Source organism: Microbacterium schleiferi, assembly GCF_020781975.1.
Lineage (GTDB): Bacteria > Actinomycetota > Actinomycetes > Actinomycetales > Microbacteriaceae > Microbacterium.
In genome coordinates this window covers 132,145-156,447 of record NZ_JAJGNI010000008.1, presented here as the reverse complement: position 1 = coordinate 156,447, position 24,303 = coordinate 132,145, and the positions used below count along the sequence as shown (strand labels likewise).

The 24,303-nt window shown below is 65.3% G+C and carries 18 protein-coding genes, 2 tRNA genes and 1 other RNA gene; 11 read left to right on the top strand and 10 right to left on the bottom strand.

What is annotated here, in order from left to right; genetic code table 11:
• Positions 1-20 precede the first annotated feature (20 nt).
• A complete protein-coding gene (locus LL236_RS11175) occupies positions 21-1,238 on the bottom strand; it encodes a PucR family transcriptional regulator (protein WP_228178884.1) in 1,218 nt (405 codons plus the stop codon).
• A 10-nt stretch (positions 1,239-1,248) separates the two neighbouring features.
• Positions 1,249-3,978, bottom strand: a complete 2,730-nt coding sequence (gene aceE, locus LL236_RS11170) for a pyruvate dehydrogenase (acetyl-transferring), homodimeric type (protein ID WP_228178882.1) — start codon at positions 3,976-3,978, stop codon at positions 1,249-1,251.
• A 208-nt stretch (positions 3,979-4,186) separates the two neighbouring features.
• On the opposite strand from aceE, the gene LL236_RS11165 reads away from it, so the two are divergent.
• From LL236_RS11165 to rnpB, 3 genes are all read left to right on the top strand, one after another.
• A tRNA-Val gene (locus LL236_RS11165) sits at positions 4,187-4,259 on the top strand.
• Between the two features lies 1 nt (position 4,260).
• Positions 4,261-4,992, top strand: a complete 732-nt coding sequence (locus tag LL236_RS11160; RefSeq protein ID WP_228178881.1) for a zinc ribbon domain-containing protein — start codon at positions 4,261-4,263, stop codon at positions 4,990-4,992.
• Positions 4,993-5,065: 73 nt separating this feature from the next.
• Positions 5,066-5,423: RNase P RNA component class A (gene rnpB / locus LL236_RS11155), an RNA gene on the top strand.
• A 39-nt stretch (positions 5,424-5,462) separates the two neighbouring features.
• Here rnpB and ppgK read toward each other — a convergent pair.
• Positions 5,463-6,260, bottom strand: a complete 798-nt coding sequence (gene ppgK, locus LL236_RS11150; RefSeq protein WP_228178879.1) for a polyphosphate--glucose phosphotransferase — start codon at positions 6,258-6,260, stop codon at positions 5,463-5,465.
• A gap of 72 nt (positions 6,261-6,332) precedes the next feature.
• On the opposite strand from ppgK, the gene LL236_RS11145 reads away from it, so the two are divergent.
• The 5 genes from LL236_RS11145 (at position 6,333) to LL236_RS11125 (ending at position 12,214) form a co-directional block, all read left to right on the top strand.
• Positions 6,333-6,545 carry an SPOR domain-containing protein gene (locus LL236_RS11145; RefSeq protein ID WP_228178877.1) on the top strand — a complete coding sequence of 71 codons (213 nt, stop codon included), beginning with the start codon at positions 6,333-6,335 and terminating at the stop codon, positions 6,543-6,545.
• Between the two features lie 22 nt (positions 6,546-6,567).
• Entirely contained in the window at positions 6,568-7,905 is a 1,338-nt protein-coding gene (gene glnA, locus LL236_RS11140; protein WP_228178876.1) for a type I glutamate--ammonia ligase, read from the top strand.
• 17 nt (positions 7,906-7,922) lie between these two features.
• The gene (locus tag LL236_RS11135) at positions 7,923-10,916 is read left to right on the top strand and encodes a bifunctional [glutamine synthetase] adenylyltransferase/[glutamine synthetase]-adenylyl-L-tyrosine phosphorylase (RefSeq protein WP_228178875.1); all 2,994 of its coding nucleotides are present in this window, start codon (positions 7,923-7,925) and stop codon (positions 10,914-10,916) included.
• Between the two features lie 444 nt (positions 10,917-11,360).
• Positions 11,361-11,969, top strand: a complete 609-nt coding sequence (locus tag LL236_RS11130) for a GIY-YIG nuclease family protein (protein ID WP_228178874.1) — start codon at positions 11,361-11,363, stop codon at positions 11,967-11,969.
• 157 nt (positions 11,970-12,126) lie between these two features.
• Positions 12,127-12,214 (top strand) — tRNA-Phe (locus tag LL236_RS11125).
• 717 nt (positions 12,215-12,931) lie between these two features.
• On the opposite strand, the gene LL236_RS11120 is transcribed toward LL236_RS11125, so the two are convergent.
• Complete coding sequence (locus LL236_RS11120; RefSeq protein WP_228178873.1) at positions 12,932-13,543, bottom strand: hypothetical protein; 612 nt, start codon at positions 13,541-13,543, stop codon at positions 12,932-12,934.
• Positions 13,544-13,756: 213 nt separating this feature from the next.
• Positions 13,757-15,052 (bottom strand): hypothetical protein, encoded by a 1,296-nt coding sequence (locus LL236_RS11115; protein ID WP_228178872.1) that lies wholly within the window; start codon positions 15,050-15,052, stop codon positions 13,757-13,759.
• Between the two features lie 272 nt (positions 15,053-15,324).
• On the opposite strand from LL236_RS11115, the gene LL236_RS11110 reads away from it, so the two are divergent.
• On the top strand, positions 15,325-16,473 hold the full coding sequence (locus LL236_RS11110; protein WP_228178869.1) for a hypothetical protein: 1,149 nt from the start codon (positions 15,325-15,327) through the stop codon (positions 16,471-16,473).
• Positions 16,474-16,548: 75 nt separating this feature from the next.
• Here the strand turns inward: LL236_RS11110 and LL236_RS11105 are convergent, their stop codons facing one another.
• The 4 genes from LL236_RS11105 to glnA (LL236_RS11090) all read right to left on the bottom strand — a co-directional run bounded on the left by LL236_RS11105 (position 16,549) and on the right by glnA (LL236_RS11090) (position 21,508).
• Positions 16,549-17,802, bottom strand: a complete 1,254-nt coding sequence (locus LL236_RS11105; protein ID WP_228178868.1) for an AlbA family DNA-binding domain-containing protein — start codon at positions 17,800-17,802, stop codon at positions 16,549-16,551.
• Between the two features lie 310 nt (positions 17,803-18,112).
• Entirely contained in the window at positions 18,113-19,423 is a 1,311-nt protein-coding gene (locus LL236_RS11100; protein WP_228178867.1) for a tyrosine-type recombinase/integrase, read from the bottom strand.
• Positions 19,424-19,595: 172 nt separating this feature from the next.
• Positions 19,596-19,799, bottom strand: coding sequence for a helix-turn-helix domain-containing protein (locus LL236_RS11095; RefSeq protein WP_228178866.1), 204 nt, complete (start codon positions 19,797-19,799; stop codon positions 19,596-19,598).
• A gap of 284 nt (positions 19,800-20,083) precedes the next feature.
• Positions 20,084-21,508 (bottom strand): type I glutamate--ammonia ligase, encoded by a 1,425-nt coding sequence (gene glnA / locus LL236_RS11090; protein WP_228178865.1) that lies wholly within the window; start codon positions 21,506-21,508, stop codon positions 20,084-20,086.
• A 141-nt stretch (positions 21,509-21,649) separates the two neighbouring features.
• Here glnA (LL236_RS11090) and LL236_RS11085 point away from each other — a divergent pair, with 141 nt between their 5' ends.
• Positions 21,650-22,045 carry an RDD family protein gene (locus LL236_RS11085; RefSeq protein WP_228178864.1) on the top strand — a complete coding sequence of 132 codons (396 nt, stop codon included), beginning with the start codon at positions 21,650-21,652 and terminating at the stop codon, positions 22,043-22,045.
• A gap of 46 nt (positions 22,046-22,091) precedes the next feature.
• Here the strand turns inward: LL236_RS11085 and LL236_RS11080 are convergent, their stop codons facing one another.
• Positions 22,092-22,802, bottom strand: coding sequence for a DUF4191 domain-containing protein (locus LL236_RS11080; RefSeq protein ID WP_228178863.1), 711 nt, complete (start codon positions 22,800-22,802; stop codon positions 22,092-22,094).
• Positions 22,803-22,958: 156 nt separating this feature from the next.
• Here LL236_RS11080 and LL236_RS11075 point away from each other — a divergent pair, with 156 nt between their 5' ends.
• Positions 22,959-24,299, top strand: coding sequence for a hypothetical protein (locus LL236_RS11075; RefSeq protein WP_228178862.1), 1,341 nt, complete (start codon positions 22,959-22,961; stop codon positions 24,297-24,299).
• Positions 24,300-24,303: the final 4 nt, after the last annotated feature.

The window sequence follows — 24,303 nt, the reverse complement described above, 5'->3', positions numbered from 1 at the left end:
TTTGTCGCGCGTCTACACGCTCAGGCTGACACGCGGCGGTGCAGCGCGGCAGGTCGGCGACGCACCGACTCCGTGCCGATCGATCCCAGGATGAGTGCAGTCTGGAGGATGAGCGCCTCCCGGGGACCCGTGGCATCCCAGCCGATGACCTCCGAGACCCGCTTGAGGCGATACCGAACCGTGTTGGGGTGTACGAACAGTTCACGCGCGGTGGCCTCGAGCGACCGGCCGTTGTCGAGGTAGCTCCACAGGGTCGTGACCAGATCCGTCGAATGCGCATGAAGCGGACGGTAGATGCGCTCGATCAAGGTCTGCTTGGCCAACGGATCGCCGGCGAGGGCGCGCTCGGGCAGCAGATCGTCGGCTTCGACCGGCCGTGGCGCATGCCGCCACGCTCGGGCAACGGCAAAACCGGCCAGGGCCGCCCGCGCGCTCATGCTTGCATCGACCAATGCCGGCACCGCGGGGCCGAGCACGAGGTAGCCCGGCCCAAAGCCGGGCTCGAGGCGACGAGCGATCTCGGGGAAGGGCAAGTCCTGCTCCGCGTCTTCCGCCCGTGGTGACGGCTCCGACCGCCCGATCACCAGAACCAGTCGCGACCCCTGCACGCCGATCAGAACATCCACGCCGAGCTTGCGCGCGGTTCGGCGCAGCTGGTCGACGTCGAACTGCGGCGGCGTCGTGCCCACCAGAACAGCGACTTCGCCGTGACCATGCCATCCGAGTGCGGCAATCCGACTCGGGAGCTCCTCGTCGGTCTCGCCCGTGAGGATCGAATCCACGACGAGGGCCTCAAGACGTGCATCCCACAGTCCCCGCGCTTCGGCGGCTCGCGCATACACGTCGGCCGCGGCGAACGCGACCTCCCGGGAGTAGAGGAGGATCGCCTCACGCAGACTTTCGCTCTTGCTCGCGATCCGCTCCTCCGTGACCGTCACTGAGACGCGGATGAGCTGAAGCGTCTGCTGCAGGCTCACGCTGCGCAACAGCTCGCGGGGCGCGGCGGCGAAGATGTCGGCGGCGATCCAGGGCGTCGACTGCGGATCGTCGTACCACTGGATGAAGGATGTGATTCCCGCCTGAGCGACCAGGCCTACCGCGGACCGACGCGCAGGCGGCATCTCCGAGTACCAGGGCAGACTCTGCTCGAGTCGCTGAATCGTCGCGGTCGCGAGATCCCCCGAGATGCGGCGTAGCCACGCCAGAGTCTCGGCCTTGTCGGTGGGATGCGCTGTCATGGCCGGGTCGTCAGCTCTCCCCGCCCGCGTTTCCGCTTGTGCCCGCCTTGACGTTGTGCAGGTCATACTTGCGGATCGCCTGGCCGGCAAGGGCCCGATCGACGGCTCCCTCCTCGGCCAACGCCTGCAGCGTGCGCACCACGATCGAGGGGCCGTCGATCTTGAAGTAGCGTCGCGCAGCCGGACGCGTGTCCGAGAAGCCGAAGCCGTCGGCGCCGAGCGTCGCGAAACGCCCCGGAACCCACGGACGGATCTGATCCTGAACGGCGTGCATGAAGTCACTGACGGCGACCACGGGGCCCTCGGCGTCCTGCAGCTTCTCGCTGATGTACGCGCGGCGGGGCTCGTTTTCGGGGTGCAAGAAGTTGTGCTCGTCGGCGGCGAGGCCGTCGCGGCGCAGTTCGGTCCACGACGTCACCGACCACACGTCGGCCTGAACGCCCCAATCGTCGCGCAGCAACTGCTGGGCTTCGAGCGCCCACGGCACACCGACCCCCGATGCCAGAAGCTGGGCACGCGGGCCCTCACCCTCGGCGGTGGAGATGCGATGGATGCCGCGCACGATGCCCTCGACATCCACACCCTCGGGCTCCGCAGGCTGAACAAGCGGCTCGTTGTAGACCGTGAGGTAGTACATGACGTCGGGGTCGGGGTGGTGTCCGCCGTACATCCGCTCCAGGCCCGACTGCACGATGTGCGCGATCTCGTACCCGTATGCCGGGTCGTACGAGACCGTGGCCGGGTTCGTCGACGCCAGAAGGTGCGAGTGGCCATCGGCGTGCTGGAGACCTTCACCTGTCAGGGTTGTCCGTCCCGCGGTCGCGCCGATCACGAAGCCGCGCGTCATCTGGTCGCCGGCGGCCCACTGCGCGTCGCCCGTCCGCTGGAACCCGAACATCGAGTAGAAGACGTACACCGGAATGAGCGGCTCGCCGTGCGTTGCGTAGGACGTGCCCGTGGCGGTGAACGCGGCCAGCGCGCCGGCCTCGTTGATGCCGACGTGCATGATCTGACCCTGCGGGCTCTCCTTGTAGGCGAGAAGCAGATCGCGGTCGACCGAGGTGTAGTTCTGGCCGTGCGGGTTATAGATCTTCTGCGTCGGGAAGAACGCGTCGATCCCGAAGGTGCGTGCCTCGTCGGGAATGATCGGCACGATGCGGTTGCCGAATCCCTTCGCGCGCAGCAGGTCCTTGAGCAGGCGCACGAACGCCATCGTGGTGGCGACTTCTTGCGTACCCGACCCCTTCTTTGGCATGGCATACACGTCGTCGCCCGGCAGCGTGATCGCGGTGTGCGAGGTTCGGCGCTGGGGGAGGAACCCGCCGAGGGACCGACGGCGCTCCATCATGTACTGGATGGTCTCGTCCTGCGGTCCGGGGTTGTAGTACGGCGGCAGGTACGGGTTCTCCTCGAGCTGGGCATCCGAGATGGGGATACGCATCGAGTCGCGGAAGTGCTTGAGATCCTCGAGCGTCATCTTCTTCATCTGGTGGGTCGCGTTACGACCCTCGAAGTGGTGACCGAGGCCGTAGCCCTTGATCGTCTTGGCGATGATGACGGTGGGCTGGCCCTTGTGCTCGACTGCCGCCTTGTAGGCCGCGTAGACCTTGCGGTAGTCAAGGCCACCGCGGCGCAGCTTGCCCCAGATCTCGTCGTCGGTCCAATCCTTAACGAGCGCCGCCGTGCGCTCATCGCGGCCGAAGAAGTGCTCACGGATGAATGCGCCGTCTTCAGCACGGTAGGTCTGGAAGTCGCCGTCCGGCGTGGTGTTCATCAGGTGCACGAGCGCGCCGTCGGTGTCCTTGGCGAGCAGTTCGTCCCAGCCGGTTCCCCAGACGACCTTGATGACGTTCCAGCCCGCGCCCCGGAAGAAGCTCTCGAGCTCCTGGATGATCTTCCCGTTGCCACGCACGGGACCGTCGAGACGTTGCAGGTTCGCGTTGATCACGAACGTGAGGTTGTCGAGGCCTTCGTTAGCGGCTACCTGAAGCTGACCGCGGCTTTCGACCTCGTCCATTTCCCCGTCGCCGAGGAACGCCCAGACGTGGCTGTCGCCGACATCCTTGATGCCACGGTTCGTCAGGTACTTGTTGGTCATCGCCTGGTAGATCGCGTTGATCGGCCCGAGACCCATCGACACGGTCGGGAACTGCCAGTAGTCCGGCATGAGACGCGGGTGCGGGTACGACGGCAGACCGTTGGGTGCCGCCGACTTCTCCTGCCGGAAGCCGTCGAGCTGTGCTTCGGTCAGGCGTCCCTCCAGGAAGGAGCGAGCGTAGGTTCCGGGGGAGGCATGCCCCTGGATGAAGATCTGATCGCCGCCGGACGGGTGATCCGGGCCGCGGAAGAAGTGGTTGAAGCCGACCTCGTAGAGGGACGCGGACGAGGCGTAGGTCGAGATGTGACCGCCGACGCTGATGCCCGGACGCTGCGCGCGGTGGACCGTGATGGCAGCATTCCAGCGAATCCAGCGACGGTAGCGGCGCTCCAGCTCCTCGTCACCGGGGAACTCAGGCTCCGCATCCGGCGAGATCGTGTTGATGTAGTCGGTGGTTGGCACCTGCGGCACGTTGAGCTGGAGCTCGTGCGATGTCTGCAACAGGCTCAGCATGATTTCCCTGCCCCGCCCCTGGCCCTTGGCCGAGACGAGCTGGTGGAGGGACTCCTGCCATTCCGCAGTCTCGTCGGGGTCGCTGTCGAGCGGTCCCTGCGAGTACGGATCCTGATCGTTGACGGTCACGTGAAACCTTTCTTCGACGGGCAGGGTGTGCCACGAACGGGCGGCCGTGCGCTGCAGGGTGAGCATCGCAGGGTCTGGTCGTGCGCGTGTCGTACGGCAGACCACGACCCAGCCTAGCGAGTCCCGCATCCGGTGGGAGCGGGCGAGGCGGCCGGGCTCGGTCAGCCGAAACCATGGATGCCGCTTTGGCCCCGTAGACTCGCCTCGAGGGCCTTTAGCTCAGCTGGTAGAGCGCCACGTTTACACCGTGGATGTCGTCGGTTCGATCCCGGCAGGGCCCACATGAATGCGAGTCCCGACGACCAGCGGCGTCTTCTCGAGGTCGCTGCCTTGGACGCCCGCATCCGGAGTGCCGCCGCAGCGGCGCGTTCACCCGAACAGGCCGCGCGGATCTCTGAGCTGATGCAGGCGCGCACCGAGCTGAATCAAGACCTCGTTCGGGCGCGGGGGACCGTCGATGACGTCCGCGCCGAGCAGCGTCGCCTCGACGACGATCTGAAGGTCGTCGAGGCCCGCATCGCCCGCGATACGGCACGGCTCGCCGACTCGGCCAACGCCAAGGAGGCGCAGAACCTCGAGCACGAGCTAGCGGCTCTGGCGCGGCGAAAGAGTGATCTGGAAGACGCCGACCTCGAGGCGATGGAGCGTGCGGAGGCTGCCGAAGAGATTGTCGCCGGCCTCGAAGCTCGACTTCGAGAGGTCAACGAAGAAGGCGCATCGCTCAGCGCCGCGGCGAAGGCGGCGGTATCAGCGGCCCAGGCCGACGAGGCTGCCGCGACCCGTGACCGCGAGGCTGTCGCATCCACGGTCGCCTCCGATCTTCTCGGTCTCTACGACAAGCTCGCCCAGCGAAGCGCCGGTGCCGCCCTGTTGACCCGACAGACCTGCGGCGGATGCCACATGGTGCTTGCTGGCAGCGACCTCAGCGCGCTGCGTGCCGCCGCGCCGGAGTCTGTCGTCACCTGCCCCGAGTGCGGCTGCATCCTCGTGCGCACGGAGGAGTCGGGTCTCTAGCTCAGCCGGCAGCTAGACCCCGCGGGGCGCCGCGTAGACCCCGCGGGGCGCCGCGTAGACTCGGCGGTGCGAATGGGTCGGCCGGACGGTCGCGTCGTGGCGGTGCCACGCCGAGGAACGTCCGGGCTCCACAGGGCAGGGCGGTGGGTAACACCCACCCGGAGCAATCCGCGAGACAGTGCCACAGAAAGCAGACCGCCGGGCTCGTCCCGGTAAGGGTGAAAGGGTGGTGTAAGAGACCACCGGGGTCGTGGCGACACGACCCGCACGGTAAACCTCGTCCGGAGCAAGGCCAGACAGGGGATGATGACGCGGCTCGCCGAGTCCCCGGGTAGGCCGCTAGAGCGGCGCGGCAACGCGTCGCCGAGAGAGATGACCGTCGACGGAGCAGCGCTCCCGAACAGAACCCGGCGTACAGGCCGGCCCATTCGCCCTGTCGGGGCCGTACAGCTCCCGACAGGGCCGCCCTCTCACTGCGCGGCGGTGGCCTGCGCGAGCTGCGGCATCACCCCGAGCGAGAGTGCAGCTGCGCCGATGATCCCGGAGTTGTTGCGGTGCACCGCCGGCACGATCGGGGTGTTGAGCTTCAGCAGCGGCAGGAACTCCTCCGGGTGCTTCGAAACGCCGCCACCCACGACGAAAAGGTCGGGGGAGAAGAGGAACTCGAGGTGGCTGTAGTACCACTGCAGCCGCTTAGCCCACTTTGCCCAGGACAGTTCTTCCCGCTCCATGGCGGAATAGGCCGCGTAGTACTCGGCATCCTTGTCCTTGCCAGGGCGAGCGAGGTGGCCGAGTTCTGAATTGGGAATCAGGACGCCGTTGTAGATCATCGCCGAGCCGATGCCGGTGCCGAGGGTGGTGAGCAAGACGAGTCCCTCAACACCCTTCGCCGCGCCGTAGCGCACCTCGGCAACGCCGGCGACATCGGCATCGTTGGCGAAATGGATGTCGCGGCCCAGCCCGTCTTCGAAGAACTTCTCAGCCTCGAAGCCGATCCACTTTTCCGAAACGTTCGCCGCCGACAGGGTCTTGCCGTTCTTCACGATCGCGGGGAACGCAACGCCCAGGGGGATATCCGAGTCCGCCACCTCGAGCGTTTCGAGAACCTGCTTGACGGCATCCAGCACCGCGGGCGGCTCGGCTCCGGGCGGGGTGGGGACCTTGATGCGATCGGTGACGAGCTCACCCGCTTCGAGGTCGACAACACCCCCCTTGATTCCCGTGCCGCCGATGTCGATGCCCACTGCTCGGGTCAGGTCAGATGCCATGCGATCAGCCTACCCATCCCGGCGCCTCCGATCAGTAGGATCGAGTCAACGGAACCCACCGAGGGAGCAGACGTGTCAGCTGACGCCGAGAAGTACTGGTACAACCTGACCACCGGTCAGGTAGAGAAGGGCTTCGAGTCGCCCGCTGTCGACCGTGCCGGTCCGTTCGAGACCGCAGAAGAGGCAGCTCGCGCGCCGGAGATCATGAAGGAGCGCTCGCGCGCGTGGGCTGATGACGAAGCACGCGAGGACTCCTGGGGTTCCGGCGGCAGCGCCGCCCACTGACGTTCGTACCGAGAGGACCTCCATGGACAAGCAGCGGGACTTTGTTCTTCGCACGATCGAGGAGCGCGGCGTCAAGTTCGTGCGCCTGTGGTTCACCGACGTGATCGGGACGCTCAAGTCGGTGGCAGTTGCGCCGGCCGAGGTTGAGGGTGCGTTCACGGAGGGCCTGGGCTTTGACGGTTCGGCCATCGAAGGGCTTACCCGCTCCTACGAGTCCGACCTGCTCGCGCATCCCGACCCGACCACGTTCCAGATCCTGCCGTGGCGCGGAGAGATCGACCCGACCGCGCGCATGTTCTGCGACATCACGACCCCCGACGGCCAGCCCGCCGTCGCCGACCCGCGTCATGTGCTCAAGCGCACCCTGGCAAAGGCCGCGGACGCGGGATTCACGTTCTACACGCATCCCGAGATCGAGTTCTACCTCCTCAAGTCCTCGTCGTACGGCGCGGAGGGGCCGGAACCAGTCGACTCCGCGGGGTACTTCGACAACGTTCCCGGCGGCACCGCTCACGACTTCCGTCGCCGGTCGGTGAGGATGCTCGAAGACCTGGGAATCTCGGTCGAATACAGCCACCACGAAGGTGGTCCGGGACAGAACGAGATCGACCTGCGCTACGCCGACGCGCTGGCTACCGCCGACAACATCATGACCTTCCGCACGGTCATCAAAGAGGTGGCCATCGAGCAGGGCGTCTATGCGACCTTCATGCCCAAGCCGCTCAGCGGTCAGCCGGGAAGCGGCATGCACACGCACATGTCGCTGTTCGAGGGGGACGTGAACGCCTTCTACGAGGAAGGCGCCCAATACCAGCTGTCGAAGGTCGGGCGGCAGTTCATCGCCGGTCTCCTGCGCCATGCCAACGAGATCAGCGCCGTCACGAACCAGTTCGTCAACTCCTACAAGCGCCTGTGGGGCGGCGACGAGGCGCCCAGCTTCATCTGCTGGGGTCACAACAACCGCTCGGCCCTCGTGCGCGTCCCGATGTACAAGCCCAACAAGGGTCAGTCCTCGCGGGTCGAGTACCGAGCGCTGGACTCCGCTGCCAACCCCTACCTGGCTTATGCGCTGCTGCTCGCCGCCGGCCTCAAGGGCATCGAAGAAGGGTACGAGCTGCCGGCAGAGGCGGAAGACAACGTCTGGTCGCTCAGTGACTCCGAGAGGCGAGCCCTGGGCTACGCGCCGCTCCCGCAGAGCCTCGACCACGCGTTGGAGTACATGGAGGACTCCGAACTCGTGGCCGAGACGCTCGGCGAGCAGGTGTTCAACTACGTCCTGCTCAACAAGCGCCGCGACTGGCAGCAGTATCGTGCACAGGTCACCCCGTACGAGCTGAAGAGCAACCTCGAGATGCTCTGACGCGCCCGGGACCGTCGATGGCATCCACCGAACGGACCACGGGTCTCACCGACCTGGCGCGCGTCGGCTTCAGCGAACTTGCTCAGGCAGACGCCGGGCTCGCGGAACTGGCTGAGACACTCGGCATCGACCGAGCATCCGTGGCGGCCCCTGCTGCAGCCGCCGCAGATCCCGACGCGGCACTGCAGGCGTTACTCCGGGTAGCGCGCCGCGACGCCGACGCACTGCGGGTCGCCGCCTTCGACGAGCGCCGGTGGTCGCACCTGTGGCTTCTGCTCGGCGCGTCGCGCGGGTTCGGCGAGTTCTATGGCCGGCATCCGAATGAGATCATTCAGCTCGAGGGTGGCGCCGACAGGCTCCCGAGCGAGGCGGAGCTTCGCGAAGTCCTTCTGACCGCAGTGGGCGTCCAGGGAGGATTCGCCGACGACGGGTCGGAAGCCGCCTGGGTCCGTTTGCGCATTGCGTATCGGACCCAACTGGCGCGCATCGCGCTCTTCGACCTCTCGCATGTCGCACCGGAAGCCGTCTTGGACGCCGTGTCGAGGGCGCTGGCCGATGCGGCGGCCGCCGCGCTCGAAGCATCCCTGTGTATCGCCAGAACCCGTATTTCAACGGGAGGACCTGCCGGCCAGTTCTCTCGCGAGCAGGTCGATGCGACCCAGCTGGCGATCATCGGCATGGGCAAGTGCGGTGCCCGTGAACTCAACTACGTCTCCGACGTCGACGTGATTTTCGTCGCGGGGACGGATGACGAGTCCCTGGTGTCCGAGAGCCGCGCTGTGGATATCGGCACGCGCCTGGCCGTGCAAACGATGCGTGGAATCTCCGGCGTTGAGATCGAGCCGCCACTGTGGGAGGTTGACCCGAACCTGCGACCCGAGGGTAAGCAGGGCGCTCTGGTGCGCACGCTCGATTCGCACGTGGCCTACTACGAGCGGTGGGCGAAGAGCTGGGAGTTCCAGGCTCTCCTGAAGGCTCGCCCCATCGCGGGAAACCCGGCCCTGGGGGAGGCCTACATCGAGGCAGTTCGACCGCGGGTCTGGGCGAGCGCCGCCCGTGAGAACTTCGTCGACAGCGTGCAGCGGATGCGGGAGCGCGTGACCGACCACATCCCCTCTGAGGAGGTCGCCCAGCAGATCAAGTTGGGTCCGGGCGGCATCCGAGACGTGGAGTTCACGGTGCAGTTGCTGCAGCTGGTGCATGGCCTCAGTGACGAGGCGATTCGGCAGCGCGGCACGCTGGCAGCGATCGATGCGTTGGTCGCTGAGGGGTACATCGGGCGCACGGATGCCGCGGCATTCGCGCGTGACTACCGGCTGCTGCGGCTGCTGGAGCACCGTCTACAGTTGCGTCGGCTCTCGCGTACGCACCTGATGCCCACTGATCCCGACGAGTTGCGCGTATTGGCCCGCGCATCCGGCCTGGCTGACACCGGCGCTGACCTCATCGCGCAGTGGGAAGCGATCAAGCGCGAAGTCCGCGACATTCATGTGCGGCTGTTCTATCGGCCGCTGCTGTCGGCCGTGGCGGCACTGCCCGCTGAGGAGCGCGCCCTGTCCGAGGATCAGGCTCACGACCGCCTCGCGGCGATCGGCTTCCTCGATCCGCCGGGTGCGCTCCGCCACATTCGTGCGCTGACGACCGGTCTCAGTCGCAAGGCGACCATTCAGCGTCATCTCATGCCCGTGATGATCCGCTGGTTCGCTGACGGCGTTGATCCGGACTACGGCCTGATCTCTTTCCGGCGCCTGAGTGAGCGTCTCGGTGACACTCCGTGGTTCCTCCGAATGCTGCGCGACTCGACGGGGGCTGCTGAGCGACTGACCCGCGTTCTTTCCGGTTCGCGGTACGTGGGGGAACTCGTCGAGTGGATTCCCGAGTCAGCGGCATGGCTGGACGGGGAGGAGCAACTTCGGCCCCGCTCTGGTGTGGCGCTCCAGGAGGAAGCCCGAGCCATCCAGACCCGGCACAGCTCCATCGAGGACGCAGCGCGGGCCGTGCGGGCTCTGCGCCGCCGGGAGGTCCTCCGAACTGCGATGGGCGGCGTTCTCGGAATCCTCTCGATCGACGAGATCGCCAACGCGCTGACGACCATCACCGAGGTGACGATCCAAGCCACGCTGCGGGCGGTGCGGCGAGAGGTCGTGCCGCCCGAAGATGATGCACTCGACTTCTCGGTCATCGCGATGGGCAGGTTCGGCGGCGCGGAACTCGGCTTCGGGTCCGATGCCGATGTGCTCTACGTCTATCGTGCCAACGGTGTCGAGGAGGGGCGTGCGAGCCAGCTGGCGAACGCGCTCGTCGCCGGCTTGCGGCAGCACTCGGAGGATCTGCGGCTGCCGCTCGATCTGGACGCTGACCTACGCCCTGAGGGTCGTACTGGCCCGATCGTCCGGTCGCTGGAGGCCTACGCGGCGTACTACCGCAGGTGGTCGCTGTCGTGGGAGGCCCAGGCACTGCTTCGCTCCCGGGGTGTCGCAGGAAGCGTGAAGCTGATCGGCGCGTTCACGGAGCTCGCCGACTCGGTCCGCTATCCGGCGTCTGCCGACGAGAGCGGTTTGCGTGAGATCAAGCGCATCAAGGCACGGGTCGAGAACGAACGTCTGCCGCAGGGTGTCGATCCTGCGAGACATCTGAAGTTGGGCCCCGGTTCTCTCAGCGATGTGGAGTGGCTGGTGCAGCTGCTCCAGCTGCAGCACGCCCATGACGTTCCCGAATTGCGCACCACGTCGACCCTTCGAGCACTCGACGCGCTGGCTTCGCATGGGTTGTTGCCCGCCAGCGCCGTCGAACGTCTGAGACATGCCTGGATCCTCGCGAGCAGATTGCGGTCGGCTAACACCCTGCTGTCGGGGCAGACGAGCGATGTCTTGCCGACGGATCGGCGCAAACTCGACGGGCTCGCTCGCCTGCTCGAGTACCCGCCACACTCGGCTTCGCGGGTGGAAGAGGACTATCTCGGCGTCACGCGGCGCGCACGTCGTGTCTTCGAGAAGCACTTCTACGGCTGAAATCGACGTGCGATGCCCAGTGGAAATGGGAGAAGGCCCGCATCCGAGTGGATGCGGGCCTTCTTCGTGATCGGTATCAGACGCCGAAGTACAGCTCGTGCAGGAATCGGGAACGTGTAGCCGTGGATTCACGCAGATTCCGACACTCGCGAACTGATTCGAGTTGACCAGCGCATGCAAGATCATGTGGAGTTTGTGTCGCTCTGGAGTCGCGGGACGTTGCGCTCCCCAACGGTCGGTCAGGGGGCGCACCGCGAGCATGCACTTGGGCGGGGCATACGTACGGAGCTTGTACCAGGCTTCATTGAGTCTGACGACGCGCGCGACGGCCCCGTAGTTGACCGTCTCTCGGTCTCCGGCATTTGTTCGGGCCGCGACTCAGCCCTAGCCGGGGACCGAGCGACCTACCCAGCGAGGTCGCCGCTTCTCAGTAGAGTCACGAAGGTGACCACAACGACGCCACTCGTGGCCTTGGCAAGTTCCGCCGTTGGCGCGCTCACCGGACGACGCTGGACGATCACCGATGCTGCATCCCACGTTCCTCCTCAGCCAGGGCTGTACGCCATCTACGGCGACGAGCAGGCATGGACCGACCTCGGACTCACCGTGACACACCACCAACCTCTCTACGTCGGCAAGGCTGAAAGAAGCTTGGTTTCCCGGGATCTGAACGGCCACTTCGCCACGAACCCGAATTCCACGCCCCGAACCGGCGGCTCCACCGTTCGACGCTCGTTCGCAGCTCTTCTGCGCGATGCTCTCGACCTGCGCGCCGTCCCGAGGAACCTCACCAAGCCCGAACGGTTCGCGAACTACGCGCTCGCGGAGGGCGGGGACACACGCCTCAACGAGTGGATGCACGCCAGGCTGACCCTTGCAGTCTGGCCCGCGCCCGCCAGCATGACTGTGCCGCTCGGTGACGTCGAGACTGCGGTCATCGTTGAGCTCACGCCGCCGATCAATATCGACAAGAATCCAGGCAAGCTGGCCGGTCTCAGCCGTGCGCGAGCCCATATGGCGTCAGAGGCGTCCCGCTGGCGACCCAAGAGCTGAAGAAGGGCAGATGCGGCTAGCATCGCGACGCGCGTCCGCGCGCGTGCGTGCAGTGTGTGGGGGTGGGCGCAGTTCTGGCATAGTTGGATATCCACCGCGCAAGCGGAGGCACCTCGCTGGCGGATGAATGGACTGCACCCACCGCGCAGCGTGCCACGGAGGCATGGCTCGAGCGGCCTAAGGCGCCCGACTGAAACTCGGGTGGCGGTGCAAGTCGCCCGCGGGTTCGAATCCCGCTGCCTGGGCCGCTCGCCAGCGGACCGCCTATTGACGATCTCGGTAGTCGCGAAGCAAGCGATGGACGTAGCTGCGGAGACTTTGCTCGCCCGCCAAGGCTGGCAATACGCCGTCGTCGTATTCAACCCCCGGCGACCCAGCGAGAAGTGCAATCGCCGAGGACTTAGCGACGGTGCAAACGAACGCTTGCGCTTTCGCAGACGAGTCTCGTCTAAGACCGAGAAACTCCCGTCCAGTACCGAGCTTCACCGCTTTCGTCCAATACTTGGCTTCAATGACCAGGAAGGCCGCCTTGCTTTGGGGGTCGACACCGACCGCGCGACACCGGTTCGCGTCCTTCTCCGGAATGACTAATACGTCTGCTTCGTGGAGCACTCTAGACCTCCCCACGAAACGAACACCCGTGTGCACTTCTAGTGGAGGGCGGTTTCCGACTGTTAGGCGTGCGTGGGTGAAGAGGGCGCCGGGCGCCCCAGTACTGAAGATTCGTCCAGGACTACGTCGAAGGTGCAGTTGTCTGGCGGCCCCGCTGCCATCTCGCAGCTCGACGAGGTAGCCAGCGATCTTCGCTGCCTCGAGCACTAGTCCGAATAGGTAGGCCTCGTAGAGGTCGTTCCCAGGGGTGGCGGTCGCGGACATGGTTGTGGGGAATGCTTGAGGCAGTTGAGCGCGTAGCTGAGCCAGAAGTTGGCTCGGGGTGGAGGCCGTAGGGATCGCGGAGGCCATCACGCGCTTCTCCAGTTTGGTCGGGTCGAGTTGAGCCTTTCCTCTTGTGGTTCCAGCCAGTCTGCGCGCGACACCCCAGTTACCTCGCGCAGCTGTCGCAACGTGTCGAGGATTCCCTTGGCCGCGTCCATCCGGCCTGCGCTGGGCGCAGTCACGGATCTCGGCTCGTTCTCGAATGTCTGCGACCGACGAGGACTGGCTTCTTCAGCGAGGTTTGCGGGGTCGCTGCTGAACAGAATCTTCAGGTCCGCGTTCTCCGGCAGAAACTCGCGAGCCATCTCTACGGTGCGTTCTTCGACATCGATTGTTCCGGCGACGGCCACTTCGATTAGGTCAATCAGACCGGATAGTTGTTCCGTCACGGTGAGATGTCGATGACGGACATCGCTCGGTAGAAGCTTTCGCGAGTCTGCCCTCCCTGGCTTCTTCGGAGTGTCTTCCGCAACGTTCTCGACGACGCGACCGTTAGCTACGGCGTCGAGATGCTGTTCGACGAGCTCGTTCAAACCAATCTCTGGGGAGCGAAGGAGTTGCACGAGGTCATCGACAACCTGGCGGGCGTCTTCGTCTCGCACCGCTAACCCCCTGAAATGGCGGACCCGGAAGGTCACCTTTGCTTCTGGCGCGCGAACTATTCGCTGGATTGCGATCGTCGCATATGTCGACCATACCGCGCGCTCCTGGTGCCCGGCATGTGACTTCTGCATTCATGCGCGTGAGAGGGCTGCGCGCGCGGTGCACATCACGGAACATCAAATGTGCCGGCGCGCAGGAGCGCTCCGTGGACCGGCTACTGCGCGTGGAGTCAGCAGAAATGAGGAATCCTAAAACGGCCAGACTCTCGGCTCGTCAAGCTCCTCAGGCACCCTGACCGACGAAGCTTTGGGGTGGGATTGAAGAAGTTGCCGCACGGTCCGAATGGCGAAGTAGGCCTCTATGACTAGACGCCGTTGATCGGTCCAGGCTGCCAGGTCGTACTCGTTCTCACGCAGAGTGTGCGCTGCGTCAGAACGCGCCCGGCGAATCTCTTTGAGGGTCGTCGCTGCAGCGGGCACCATATTTTCGGGATCGTGCCTTACCGTCCGCTCCATCCACTCTATGAGCATGTTCATCGTGCCGCGCTGGCCCTGATAGGTATTGCCCTCGCCATCCCGCCTCTCCTCGGTGAGCGAGAGTCCAGCTCTGCGAAAGAATCGTTGGTCGAGATTGTCGATCAATAGCTTGTTGAGCTGCTCGATGAAGTTGGATAGCTCGCGTCGAGTGGGGCGAATCAGGTAACCGTAGTCCGTGGGGCGGCCAGCACCTTCGTAGAGAGTCCGAAAGAGCGCTGGATAGCCGATCGCATCGCAAATTTCGTTCGCAAGACTCATCTCCATGAGGATCGCCGTGTATGGGCTGACCCGCTCCGGAAACTCTCCCATGAGATGAGGTCGCACCCAATCGGGGTGAAGCACCCAGTCCTGGCGCTCATGCTCGAAAGATTTCCAGTACGCCTGCTCGGCCGGTGAGAGATCGTGGAGATAGCGCAATGGCACGCCAACGACGATTTCGTTGCTATCCGGGTCGCGATCAAACCCGATACTGAACGTCGTAAGGTAGGTGTCGAGCGGGGTGCCCTCCCGAGCCCTGATCTCGCCGCCAATGTCGAGGGTGTAGTCATACCGCGGGTCATCTCGGTATCGGCCGAGCACGTCGGCTCGAAAGAACACCGACTCAAGCTGGGCATGCCCAAGGGCAAGAGCCGCTGAATATGGGGCATTCGGATAGCGGCTACCCGCCTCCATCGCAGTAAGCGTCGCACGAGTCGGATACAGCACAGCCGAACGCGTCCCGCCGCGCAGCCGGACCTCTGCAAGGTTGTCCGCTGCTGATTGGTGGGGGAATCCGAGAATGTGCGGGTTGACCATCTCGTGCCCGAAGTTGGCATACACCGCACCCTCCGCGACGAGGTCGGTAAGCACGATCTCGGGGTCTACAGAGAACTCCTCCGTAACAGTCATGAGCGAAGCAGCTGCAACACCATTGAAGTCCGGCGATTCCAGATACAGCTTCGCGATCTGCTCGCGCAGCAGCTCCTTCATACCTTCGTGGGCCGACCGCCCCGACTCAGCATCAGTCACGTCTCAATCGTTCCGTAGTCAGTGGACATCTACTAGTAGCCGCCGGCGCACGTAGAAGCGGCTAGCTCGTGATGGACGGGTGGAGCCTTGGTGGGTACGCTATGCACAGGCAGTCTGGCCTGCCTGTCTCCGAGTCCGAGCCCCCACGCGGCGAAGACGTCGAGGACAACCGCAGATGCGGAATCCAGAGAAGCAGTACCTGTTGGTTCGAGACCTCTCTCAAGTCACAGGGCTGGCAGGCGTGGGGTGCATAGCCCGGAACTAGAGATGAGATGACTCTCAACAACACCACTCCGAGCCGCGCGTTCCAGCAGGACGCGCGCGCCTGGTCAGCCTTCACGGGCACGAACTACACTTCCGCGCTGCGGCAGATGAGTTCCCCCCTGGCCCAAGGACTCCTCGGTCCACGGGTGAGCGCGCGACGGTTGATCGCCGCCCTCAACGATCACGAGCTGATCGGCGCTAACGGCGGCGCGCCCCGCCTCGGCGAGAACGGCGTCCGCTCGGATTCGCCATGGAGCTTCAACGGCAAGACCGACTACATCCAGCTTGCCCTCATCACGGACATGCTGCGGATGTTCACGCCCACGCCGGGCTCCGAGGTTCCAGAGGTAGGCAGCTACTCCCTGAAACACACCGCAGAGTGGTTTCTCAGCACCCACTTCTCATACGTGTCCAACGGCCGCGTGATCTGGGCGGCGGCAGCTCTGGGACTTCCGATCACAGACCCGGACGGCGACGGTCCGAACCTCCTTATCGGCGTTTCGGAGCGCGAGCACGACTACGTGCGCCGCTTGGTCGGCTCAGGTCAGTCCCGGCCGCAGGCTGACCACTACCGTCCCGTCGGATACGAGCACCTGCGCGCCGCGCTCGCGCGGGCTGCCGCCGGGGAACTCATCACCGAAGGCTGGCTCCGGCCGGAGCCGGTCGCAGAGCCGGCTCCGTTCCACGACTGGCTCGTCCAGCAGGTCAGCCGCAACGATGTGGTGGGCGATCTCGCCGGCGACTACGCAGCCGGCGTCCGAGACAGCGACCACCGCGTCGCTCGCACCGCCGACGAGCTCCTGGCCATCTTCCACGAGGTCTCCCACTCGCCGGAGGCCTACGACGCCGTAGTCACTTCGATCGCCGAGTGGATGCGAACAGTGCCCTCGGCCGAGCCCATCCGCACCGAGCCGGTCGGCGGAGACACACACAATCACGGAGGATGGGGCGCTGGGGCCGGGATAGTAGAGCGCTACGAGTTCCTGTGCCCTTGCGGAGACGGGACGATCGTCGAAGAGCACGACAACATCCCTGGCTTCCGCGAGCACGACGTGCGGATCGACTGCGACAAGTGCCACGCAGAATGGCGTTTCGTCGATGGCAGGGGCGTTCGCGACTGGGCGCTGGAACCCGTCGTCGTGCACCCAGTCGCCTAATCGACGAGGCGGAAACCGCCTGCGCAGCGAGCCGAGGCGAACCCGCCTCGGTGCGGCACTCGCGGCGAGTCCGGGTTATGCCGGCTCGTCGCGGGTCGGCGGCTGGATCATCAGCACGTTCGAGATGCCGCCCTGATTCACACAGTCCTGAGCGAAGTCGTGAACGTGCCAGAAGAAATCTGCCGCCGGCTCGATGGCGTTCACAGTGGTCTCGACCGGCGTGTAGCGGTGCAGCGGGACTGAAACGCCATCGTAGGTGAACCCCATGTTGTCCTTCGTCAGGATCATCAACGGCTGCTCACCGGCCCATTCGATTCCAAGGCGCACGTCGTACTCGTCGTTGCCGGTGGTCTCCGCTGTAGTCCTCGCTAGGGCCAGCAGATCGGCGATGGCGCACTCAATCGCGGCAGATTCCACCTGCCAACCCTCGAAGTATCCGTCGCTGCTCATGCGATGCCCGCCCACCGCTGCGGCAACCGTGACGGAGCCGTCATGGTGAACGCTGATCCACGCTTCCCTCCAGACTGAGCGTTCGCCGGTCGCCGCGTTCACAGCCATCCAGCGGCGCAAGCCGGGGCGCGGATTGTCGCGGTCGACGTTCTCCAGCGGGTGGACGCCTCCGCGGCCGGCGTAGGTCAGGGCGAGTCCCACGGTCTTCGTCAGCACCCCTCGGGCTTCCTCACGCGTCAGCCGGTCGCGGAAGCGTGGGATACGAGGGTGAGCAACCGCGATCAGCCAGGCGCGCTTGTCAGAGTCCCGCCCCGCTACAGCCTCGCCATACAGCAGATCCAACGCCTCGGTGGCGTGCCGACGTTCCTCGAAACGAGCACGGTACATCGCCTCGATCTGCCGTTCCTTCATCCACACCGTGTCTGAGTCGTTGCGCACCGGAGCGGCGAAGTACTCGTTCTTGTAGATCAGGTGTGGCCCGTCAAGGCTCGCGGGCACCTCCACGATGACGGCTCGACTCCCTACGGTTCCTAGGCGGTACACGTTGAGTCCGAAGACGGGCGGTGAGATGGCGGTGATCGCCGCACTCCGCAAGGAACGCTCGTACGCCTCATCCAGCTCACCGACATCGACCCGCTCGACCGCCGCCTTCTGCGACTCGCGCACACCGAACACGATGACGCCGCCGCCGCTGTTCGCCATCGCCGCAACGTCCTTCGGGAAGTCTGTCTGAGGCAGGCCCTTCGCCGGAGGGAGCTCCGACTTCCAATCCAGATCGTTCGCCTCCACCACTTCGGCAGCCACGGCGGCGTCGAGCAGAACATCCGTCAGGGGAGCGGGCGCGAGTCCGAGCGCGCGATGGAGGGCGGTGAAAGTCATGGTTCCAGCGTAGGGACGAGCGCCGACTTGGTTCGGGCAACCGTGCGAGGTTGACCACAAAGAAGCCCTGATCTTTCAAGCGATTGATACATCGCTCGTGGCGAAGCCACTCATGGACGTCCAGTCAACCGGGCCGTTGGGCTCGGGCTGGTCGACGGTGCTGTCTGAACTGTCAGTCTCACTCACTGGCGTTCGCACGAAGCATGCGCGGGAACCGCCGCAAAGCACTCGGTAGTTCCCGCGCGTACCTCGGACACGAAGCGATTGCCGCAGGCGGGCGGAGATGGTTTCGTTCTGGGGCGACTAGCGGCTACGTGATGAGGTCGTCTTCGAAGCCGAACAACTCATCGACGGACCCCGATGAAACGTACTTTTGCTCGGGCGCGACATAGGCACTCTTCGTGATGCGCGTATCGGAGTGCCCGAGGAGCTCCGAAGCGTGCTCCAGCCCGAGGCCGCGCGACACGACCGTTGCGACCGACCGGCGCAGCGTATGTGGCGTGAGCTGCTTCGAGGTGAGTCCAGTGCTGGCGAGCGCTTCGACGACGGACGTACGCTTGGAGACGATGTCGAAGTGGAAGCTGATGACGGCAGGGTTGATCCATGGCTCGTCGATGCCCCCGGTTTCGACCCGGCGCAGCAGCGGCTGCTCTGGCCCGCGCTCGCTTGGACCGCATTGCTCGAGGGCTGCCCGGAGGGCGCGCATCCCGACACCACCTGACGCGAGCCGCACGATGCGTGACTGTCCGTCTCGCTTGAGCTTGTCCTGGCGCTGCAGCGGCTCGTGGGGGAGATACACAAGGGTTCCGTTGATGCTCGCCGTGCAGTTGTCGAAGTCAACGTCGCGGTGCCTGAGCGCGAGCGCTTCCGAGATCCGCAACCCGCCGAGTCCGAGGATGATGTCGACGGCGAGCTGAGCCTTGCGTCGGTTGGAGTCGCGCACGCCCTCCTCGACGTACTCAGCGAACGCGCGGCGGAAGGCCTGCACCTGCTCGACGTTGAGTGCCACGGGAGGGCCTTGCTCGGCCGGACGCACAGGCTCCAGCGAGTCGAGAGGATTCGCGCTCAGGATCTCAGCCCGGACGGCATAGCGGAAGGCCTGTTTCAGGACCGTCCTCAGCGCCTGGAACTCGGACGCCGTTTTGTGCTTCGCGAGGTCGTTCATGACGATCTGCATGCGTCGAGGACGAAGCTCGGCGATTTCGAGTGCACCGAATTCTCGCTTCAACCGGTTGGCTTTGGTTCGGTAGGCGGCGACAGTTTGCGGGCGGATGTTCCGGCTCTCGACGATTTCACTGAGCCAGACGTCGAGAAGTTCACCAAGAGTCGACGCGCCGGAGAGTTCGCCTGGGATGAGTCCGAGTCGGGCAGCTCGCATTCGCAGGGCAGCCACGGCCTCGTCGGCGGTTTCGCCAGTCGCGCTAATGCGGCGAAGCTTGCCGGCTGTGTCGCGGGTGCTTCCTCGCGCGTGAAAGCGTGACTCGACCTGCTTGAGGTCGATCTTGCCGACCTCGCCGACCGCAAGCCTTGGCCTGCCGATGCCGGCGCGATGCGCGGTGCTGGGGTTGTTGGACGGGTGGACGTTGGTCTGACCGCGGAGGGCCTCGTTGTCGTTGTTCACATCCCTTCTATGCGCGGCGGGACGCTGAGTTGAAGTCGACCATTGGTGAGGAGGGCTCAGGGTCCTGATCGGGAACCCGTGCAATTTCCGCACTGGTTCCCGATGACAAGCGAGGCTCAACTCCCCGGAGATGCCGGGCAGTTGGGCCTTATGGCGTGGTTCGAGAGGTGGACTATCTCTGCGTCGGGACGGTCGTCCGCTCGTTCAGCCACTCGACAAGCGCGTCATCGGGGTACCAGACCTGGCGCCCGAACTGGACGAACGGAGGCCCTCCTGCGCGAGCGCGCCACGCTTCGAGCGTGCGGGCCGGCACATCCAAGTACTCGGAGAGCTCGACGGTTGACAGCAGACGAGGCAGCTTGCTCTGTGTAGTCATGGTCCCTCTATGCGCGGGAATGTGCTGGAGGTGGCGACCAGGTCCGCTTGTGGACTTCTTGTAGTCGGGAGTGACGGGCGCTCGTGCGAGCAGCACCCACCGCGCGCCAACGCGGGGGAGTGCGGGCCACTTGGCGCGGGACGACTGAGCCCCGGCTCTACTGGCATCAGTCAACAGATACCAGCAGTAGCCGGGGCTCAGGAAGTGGAGGTGACCTCCGGGGCGAAACGAGGTGCGTACCGCTACGTGTAGCTACGCACTCCTACGCATGCGCCCCGTTTGGCTCATACTCCAAAATACAGCTCGTACTCGAACGGGTGAGGACGGGCGTTGATCGGCTGGATCTCGTTCTCGAACTTGTACTCGATCCAGGTCTCGATGAGCTCGGGCGTGAACACGTTGCCACGGAGCAGGAACTCGTGGTCGGCGCGCAGGGCGTCGAGCGAGTCCAGCAGCGAGTTCGGAACCTGCGGGATGAGCTTGGCCTCCTCGGGGGGCAGCTCGTAGAGGTCCTTGTCGACGGGCTCGTGCGGCTCGATGCGGTTGATGATGCCGTCGATGCCGGCCATCAACTGCGCAGCGAACGCGAGGTACGGGTTACCCGAGGAGTCGGGGGCGCGGAACTCGAGGCGCTTGGCCTTCGGGTTGGATCCGGTGATCGGGATGCGCACAGCTGCCGAACGGTTACCGGCCGAGTACACCAGGTTGACCGGAGCCTCGTAGCCCTTGACCAGACGCTTGTAGGAGTTGAGCGTCGGGTTGGTGAATGCGAGAACAGCCGGAGCGTGGGCGAGCAGGCCACCGATGTACCACCGAGCGGTGTCGGAGAGCTGTGCGTAGCCGGCCTCGTCGTAGAAGAGGGGCTTGCCCTCGAGCCACAGCGACTGATGGGTGTGCATACCCGAGCCGTTGTCGCCGAACAGCGGCTTGGGCATGAAGGTCGCAACCTTGCCCCACTGCTCAGCCACGTTCTTGACGATGTACTTGAACTTCAAGATGTCGTCGGCGGCGTGAACCATCGTGTCGAACTTGTAGTTGATTTCCTGCTGGCCACCGGTACCGACCTCGTGGTGGGCGCGCTCAAGCTCAAGGCCCGACTCGATCAGCCGCAGCGAGATGTCGTCACGCAGGTCAGCCGTCTTGTCGACGGGGGAGACGGGGAAGTAGCCGCCCTTGTACGGGGTCTTGTTTCCGAGGTTGCCGCCCTCTTCTTCGCGGCCCGTGTTCCAGGCACCTTCGGAGGAGTCCACGGAGTAGAAGCTAGAGTTCTGCTTCACCTCGTAGCGCACGTCGTCGAAGATGTAGAACTCAGCCTCCGGTGCAAAGTACGCGGTGTCCGCGATGCCGGTTGAGGCGAGGAACTTCTCTGCCTTCTTCGCGACCTGGCGCGGGTCCTTGTGGTAGATCTCGCCGGTGCGCGGGTTGTAGATGTCGAAGACCATGATCAGCGTCTTGGCGTCGCGGAACGGGTCGAGGTACGCCGTGGTGACATCCGGAATGAGCTGCATGTCCGACTCGTGGATGTTCGCGAATCCGCGGATCGAGGATCCATCGAACAGCTGGCCGACGGTGAAGAAGTCCTCGTCGACGGTGGATGCCGGAATGTTGAAGTGCTGCTGCACACCGGGGAGATCCGTGAAACGGATGTCGAGGAACTTGACGTCCTCGTCCTTGATGAACTTCAGCACCTCAGATGAATCTTTGAACATGAAGACTCCAGAGGTAGGGCGTGGTGATACCCGTGTCGGGTTTCCCAAAACGGTAGTCGGCAGGGATTGCCCTGCCGTGTCCCTATTGTTTCGGGCATGTTACGAGCCTGTCGAATCGACTCGCCCAGGTAGGCTCGTCCGGTGACCTCAGTTGCCCAGGACTACCCCGGAAAACGGCTCGGACTTCCGGAGTCTGGGCCCGGATCGATGGGTCGACTCGGTCGCCGAGTCGGTGCACTGTGCATCGACTACGGCGCGGCGTACCTGATTTCAGGATTCTTCGGATGGGACCCGCTCGCCATTCTGGGAATCTTCGCGCTCATTCAGATCGCCTTCCTGCCGACGCTGCAGGGCAGCCCCGGTCACCGGATCTTCGGGTTGACGCTCCAGCGCGTAGACGGGGGCTGGGTCGGCCTGTGGCGACCGGTGATTCGCACGCTGCTGTTGATCGTTGTGATCCCGGCAGTGATCTGGGATGCCGATCAGCGAGGGCTGCACGACAAGGCTGCCGGCACGGTTCTGCTGCGCAGCCGCTGAGGCGGGGGCACGTCCGTGGGATCGACGCTCCGCGGGCTGTCAGGGATCAGCGCGGACGCGGTGCCCTGACCTTGGTCGGGTCGATGCCCTTCGGAATCGGAAGCGACGTCAGCGACTGTGAAACCGAGTCAACTCGCTTGATGACGGCGGCCATCGTTGCGCGGTCGATCTTCTTGGGGAGCTTCTTGATCCGGGTTGCGAGCTGCGAGATCGGCACATCGTCATCACCGTGCCCGACGTAGATCACCGTCAGCGGTACACCGGATGCCACACGCTGAACCTTCTGACGCTCGTCGTTGACCAGCCGAGTCAGTCGTCCGCGTGAGCCCTCGCCAATGATGACGACGCCGCCGCGACCGATGACGCGATAAACCGCTTCCTGCGTCTTGGGGTTGACGCCCACGGGGTTCTCGTTAGCCTGCCACGAACGGCCGAGTGAGGTGGAGATCACGTGGCCGGTGGCCCCGGGGACGCCGTCGATGCGCTTGTACATCGCGCGTGTCGACAGTCGCGTCGTCAGGGTCAGGCCCATCAGCACGCCGAAGAGAAGCCCGGTGACACCCCAGAGGATGATGCTCCAGACCGCGACCGGCGGGATGAGGAACCCGATTCCGACGCCGAGGGCGGCGCCTGCGAGCACGACACCGACGAGCATCCAGGGAAGACCGCGGTAGGTCTGCTGCGTGAACGTATACAGGGTACGAAGCTGCGAGAAGAAGCCGGGCCTTTTCTCCGGTGAGGACGCGCGTGCTGCCATCCCTCCAGCGTACCCGGGCGGGGCGTGCCGTATGCGTTGCTGCGTACGGCAGCCGATCCCCGAGCGCTCTCCTCCCCAGGCCATGCTTGGGCTCGTCAGTCCCCGCACCGGATGGGCCTTGGCTGGGCCGCCGCCGCTTCCGCTCAGGCTGGGGGCATGAGTGATGCAATGCCCGGGTGGGCGGATGATCCGTTCTTGATCGCCTTCACCCCGCTCCGCCGCGTCACGACGAGAGAGTCGCCGTACGCGGGAACGCTGGTACGCAGCCCGGCGGGAGTGCACCTTCTGATCGATCCAGAACAGGTGCCCGGTGGCGAGCTCTTCTGGACGCCTCAGGATGACACGCACGTGCTCCGAGCGCTGGATGTCGTCCACATGGGCACCTCGCGCTCTGACGCAGCAGCGGGCGCGCTCGTCGAAGCGTGCCGCGAGCCCCTCGAGACGTACCTCGCGGTTCGCGACAGTCTGAGGTCGCCTGTCACGGAACCCGAATGCGCCACCATCATGATCAGCCTTCTGCGCGGAGCGAACGAGCTGCGCGCTGAAGCCCGGAACGACCCTGGCGGAGGATGGTGGCTGTCGGGCTCGGCCAGGCCGGTCTTCGCGCTCTCGCCCGGTGCTGAGCCCGCTCGCGAGAGCGCATGCCGCATCCTGAATCGACTACCGCTCGATGATGCCCGGGGAGGTTCCGTGCGGGATGCCATCGTGGCGCTCTTGCGGACCGATGACGTTCGGGCGGGCGGCATCGACGCTTGTGAACGCGCGGTGTTCGAGTGGGTGGAGCCCGGGCCCCTTCGCCCGTCTTCCGAGGCCCCGGCCGCCGTACGGCTGACGCCGAGCCCCGCATCCGTCGAACCGCCGCCGCGGGCGGGGGACGGGGGTGCAGCGCCGGATGAGCCCGGTGCATTCGATCGGCTTGTGCGCGGTGGCGATGGCCGGTGGCAGGAGACCCTTGCCGACGTCGCTGCCTCGGCGCGCGGCGCCATGCGGTCATTCCGGCGTCGGCCGACATCGGAGCGCCCCGTCCGGCGTGGCCGACTCCTGATCGCCGCCGCGGCCGTCGGCGCGGTCCTGGCTATCGCTTTCACGGTCCTGGCTCCCGATGCGCGGAGCGCGCCAGAGGAGGGCGCGCCGACCGGTGAAGCCGCTATCCCACCGGATGCCGGAGTGGATGCCTCGTCTGAATCCCGTGTTCAGGACGACCAGCCGGATCTGCCCCGTGCGGCGGGCGCGATCCTCGATGCCGTGACGACGTGCGCCGGTGATGCCGCGTGCGTGCAGACGATCGCCGAACGTGCGGATGTGACGCCCGCGACCGGAGCTGCCACAGCCCCCGCCCCGCTTAGAACCCTGCACGTGGTTGACGAATACGGGGACGTCGCGGTCATCCGCGCCGAGGCAGACGGTTACCCGCCCCAGCTCGTTGTGATTGCGCGGCACGACGACCGATGGCTGCTGCGCGAGGTTCTCGACCTCGCACAGCAGCCATCGTCGTAGCGGT

Bases quoted from the DNA above. Each gene is read 5' to 3' on its own strand.
- LL236_RS11175 (WP_228178884.1), bottom strand. From the start codon at position 1,238: ATGACAGCGCATCCCACCGACAAGGCCGAGACTCTGGCGTGGCTACGC.
- LL236_RS11160 (WP_228178881.1), top strand. From the start codon at position 4,261: ATGAATGCGAGTCCCGACGACCAGCGGCGTCTTCTCGAGGTCGCTGCC.
- ppgK (WP_228178879.1), bottom strand. From the start codon at position 6,260: ATGGCATCTGACCTGACCCGAGCAGTGGGCATCGACATCGGCGGCACG.
- glnA (WP_228178876.1), top strand. From the start codon at position 6,568: ATGGACAAGCAGCGGGACTTTGTTCTTCGCACGATCGAGGAGCGCGGC.
- LL236_RS11135 (WP_228178875.1), top strand. From the start codon at position 7,923: ATGGCATCCACCGAACGGACCACGGGTCTCACCGACCTGGCGCGCGTC.
- LL236_RS11110 (WP_228178869.1), top strand. From the start codon at position 15,325: ATGACTCTCAACAACACCACTCCGAGCCGCGCGTTCCAGCAGGACGCG.
- LL236_RS11105 (WP_228178868.1), bottom strand. From the start codon at position 17,802: ATGACTTTCACCGCCCTCCATCGCGCGCTCGGACTCGCGCCCGCTCCC.
- LL236_RS11095 (WP_228178866.1), bottom strand. From the start codon at position 19,799: ATGACTACACAGAGCAAGCTGCCTCGTCTGCTGTCAACCGTCGAGCTC.
- glnA (WP_228178865.1), bottom strand. From the start codon at position 21,508: ATGTTCAAAGATTCATCTGAGGTGCTGAAGTTCATCAAGGACGAGGAC.
- LL236_RS11080 (WP_228178863.1), bottom strand. From the start codon at position 22,802: ATGGCAGCACGCGCGTCCTCACCGGAGAAAAGGCCCGGCTTCTTCTCG.
- LL236_RS11075 (WP_228178862.1), top strand. From the start codon at position 22,959: ATGAGTGATGCAATGCCCGGGTGGGCGGATGATCCGTTCTTGATCGCC.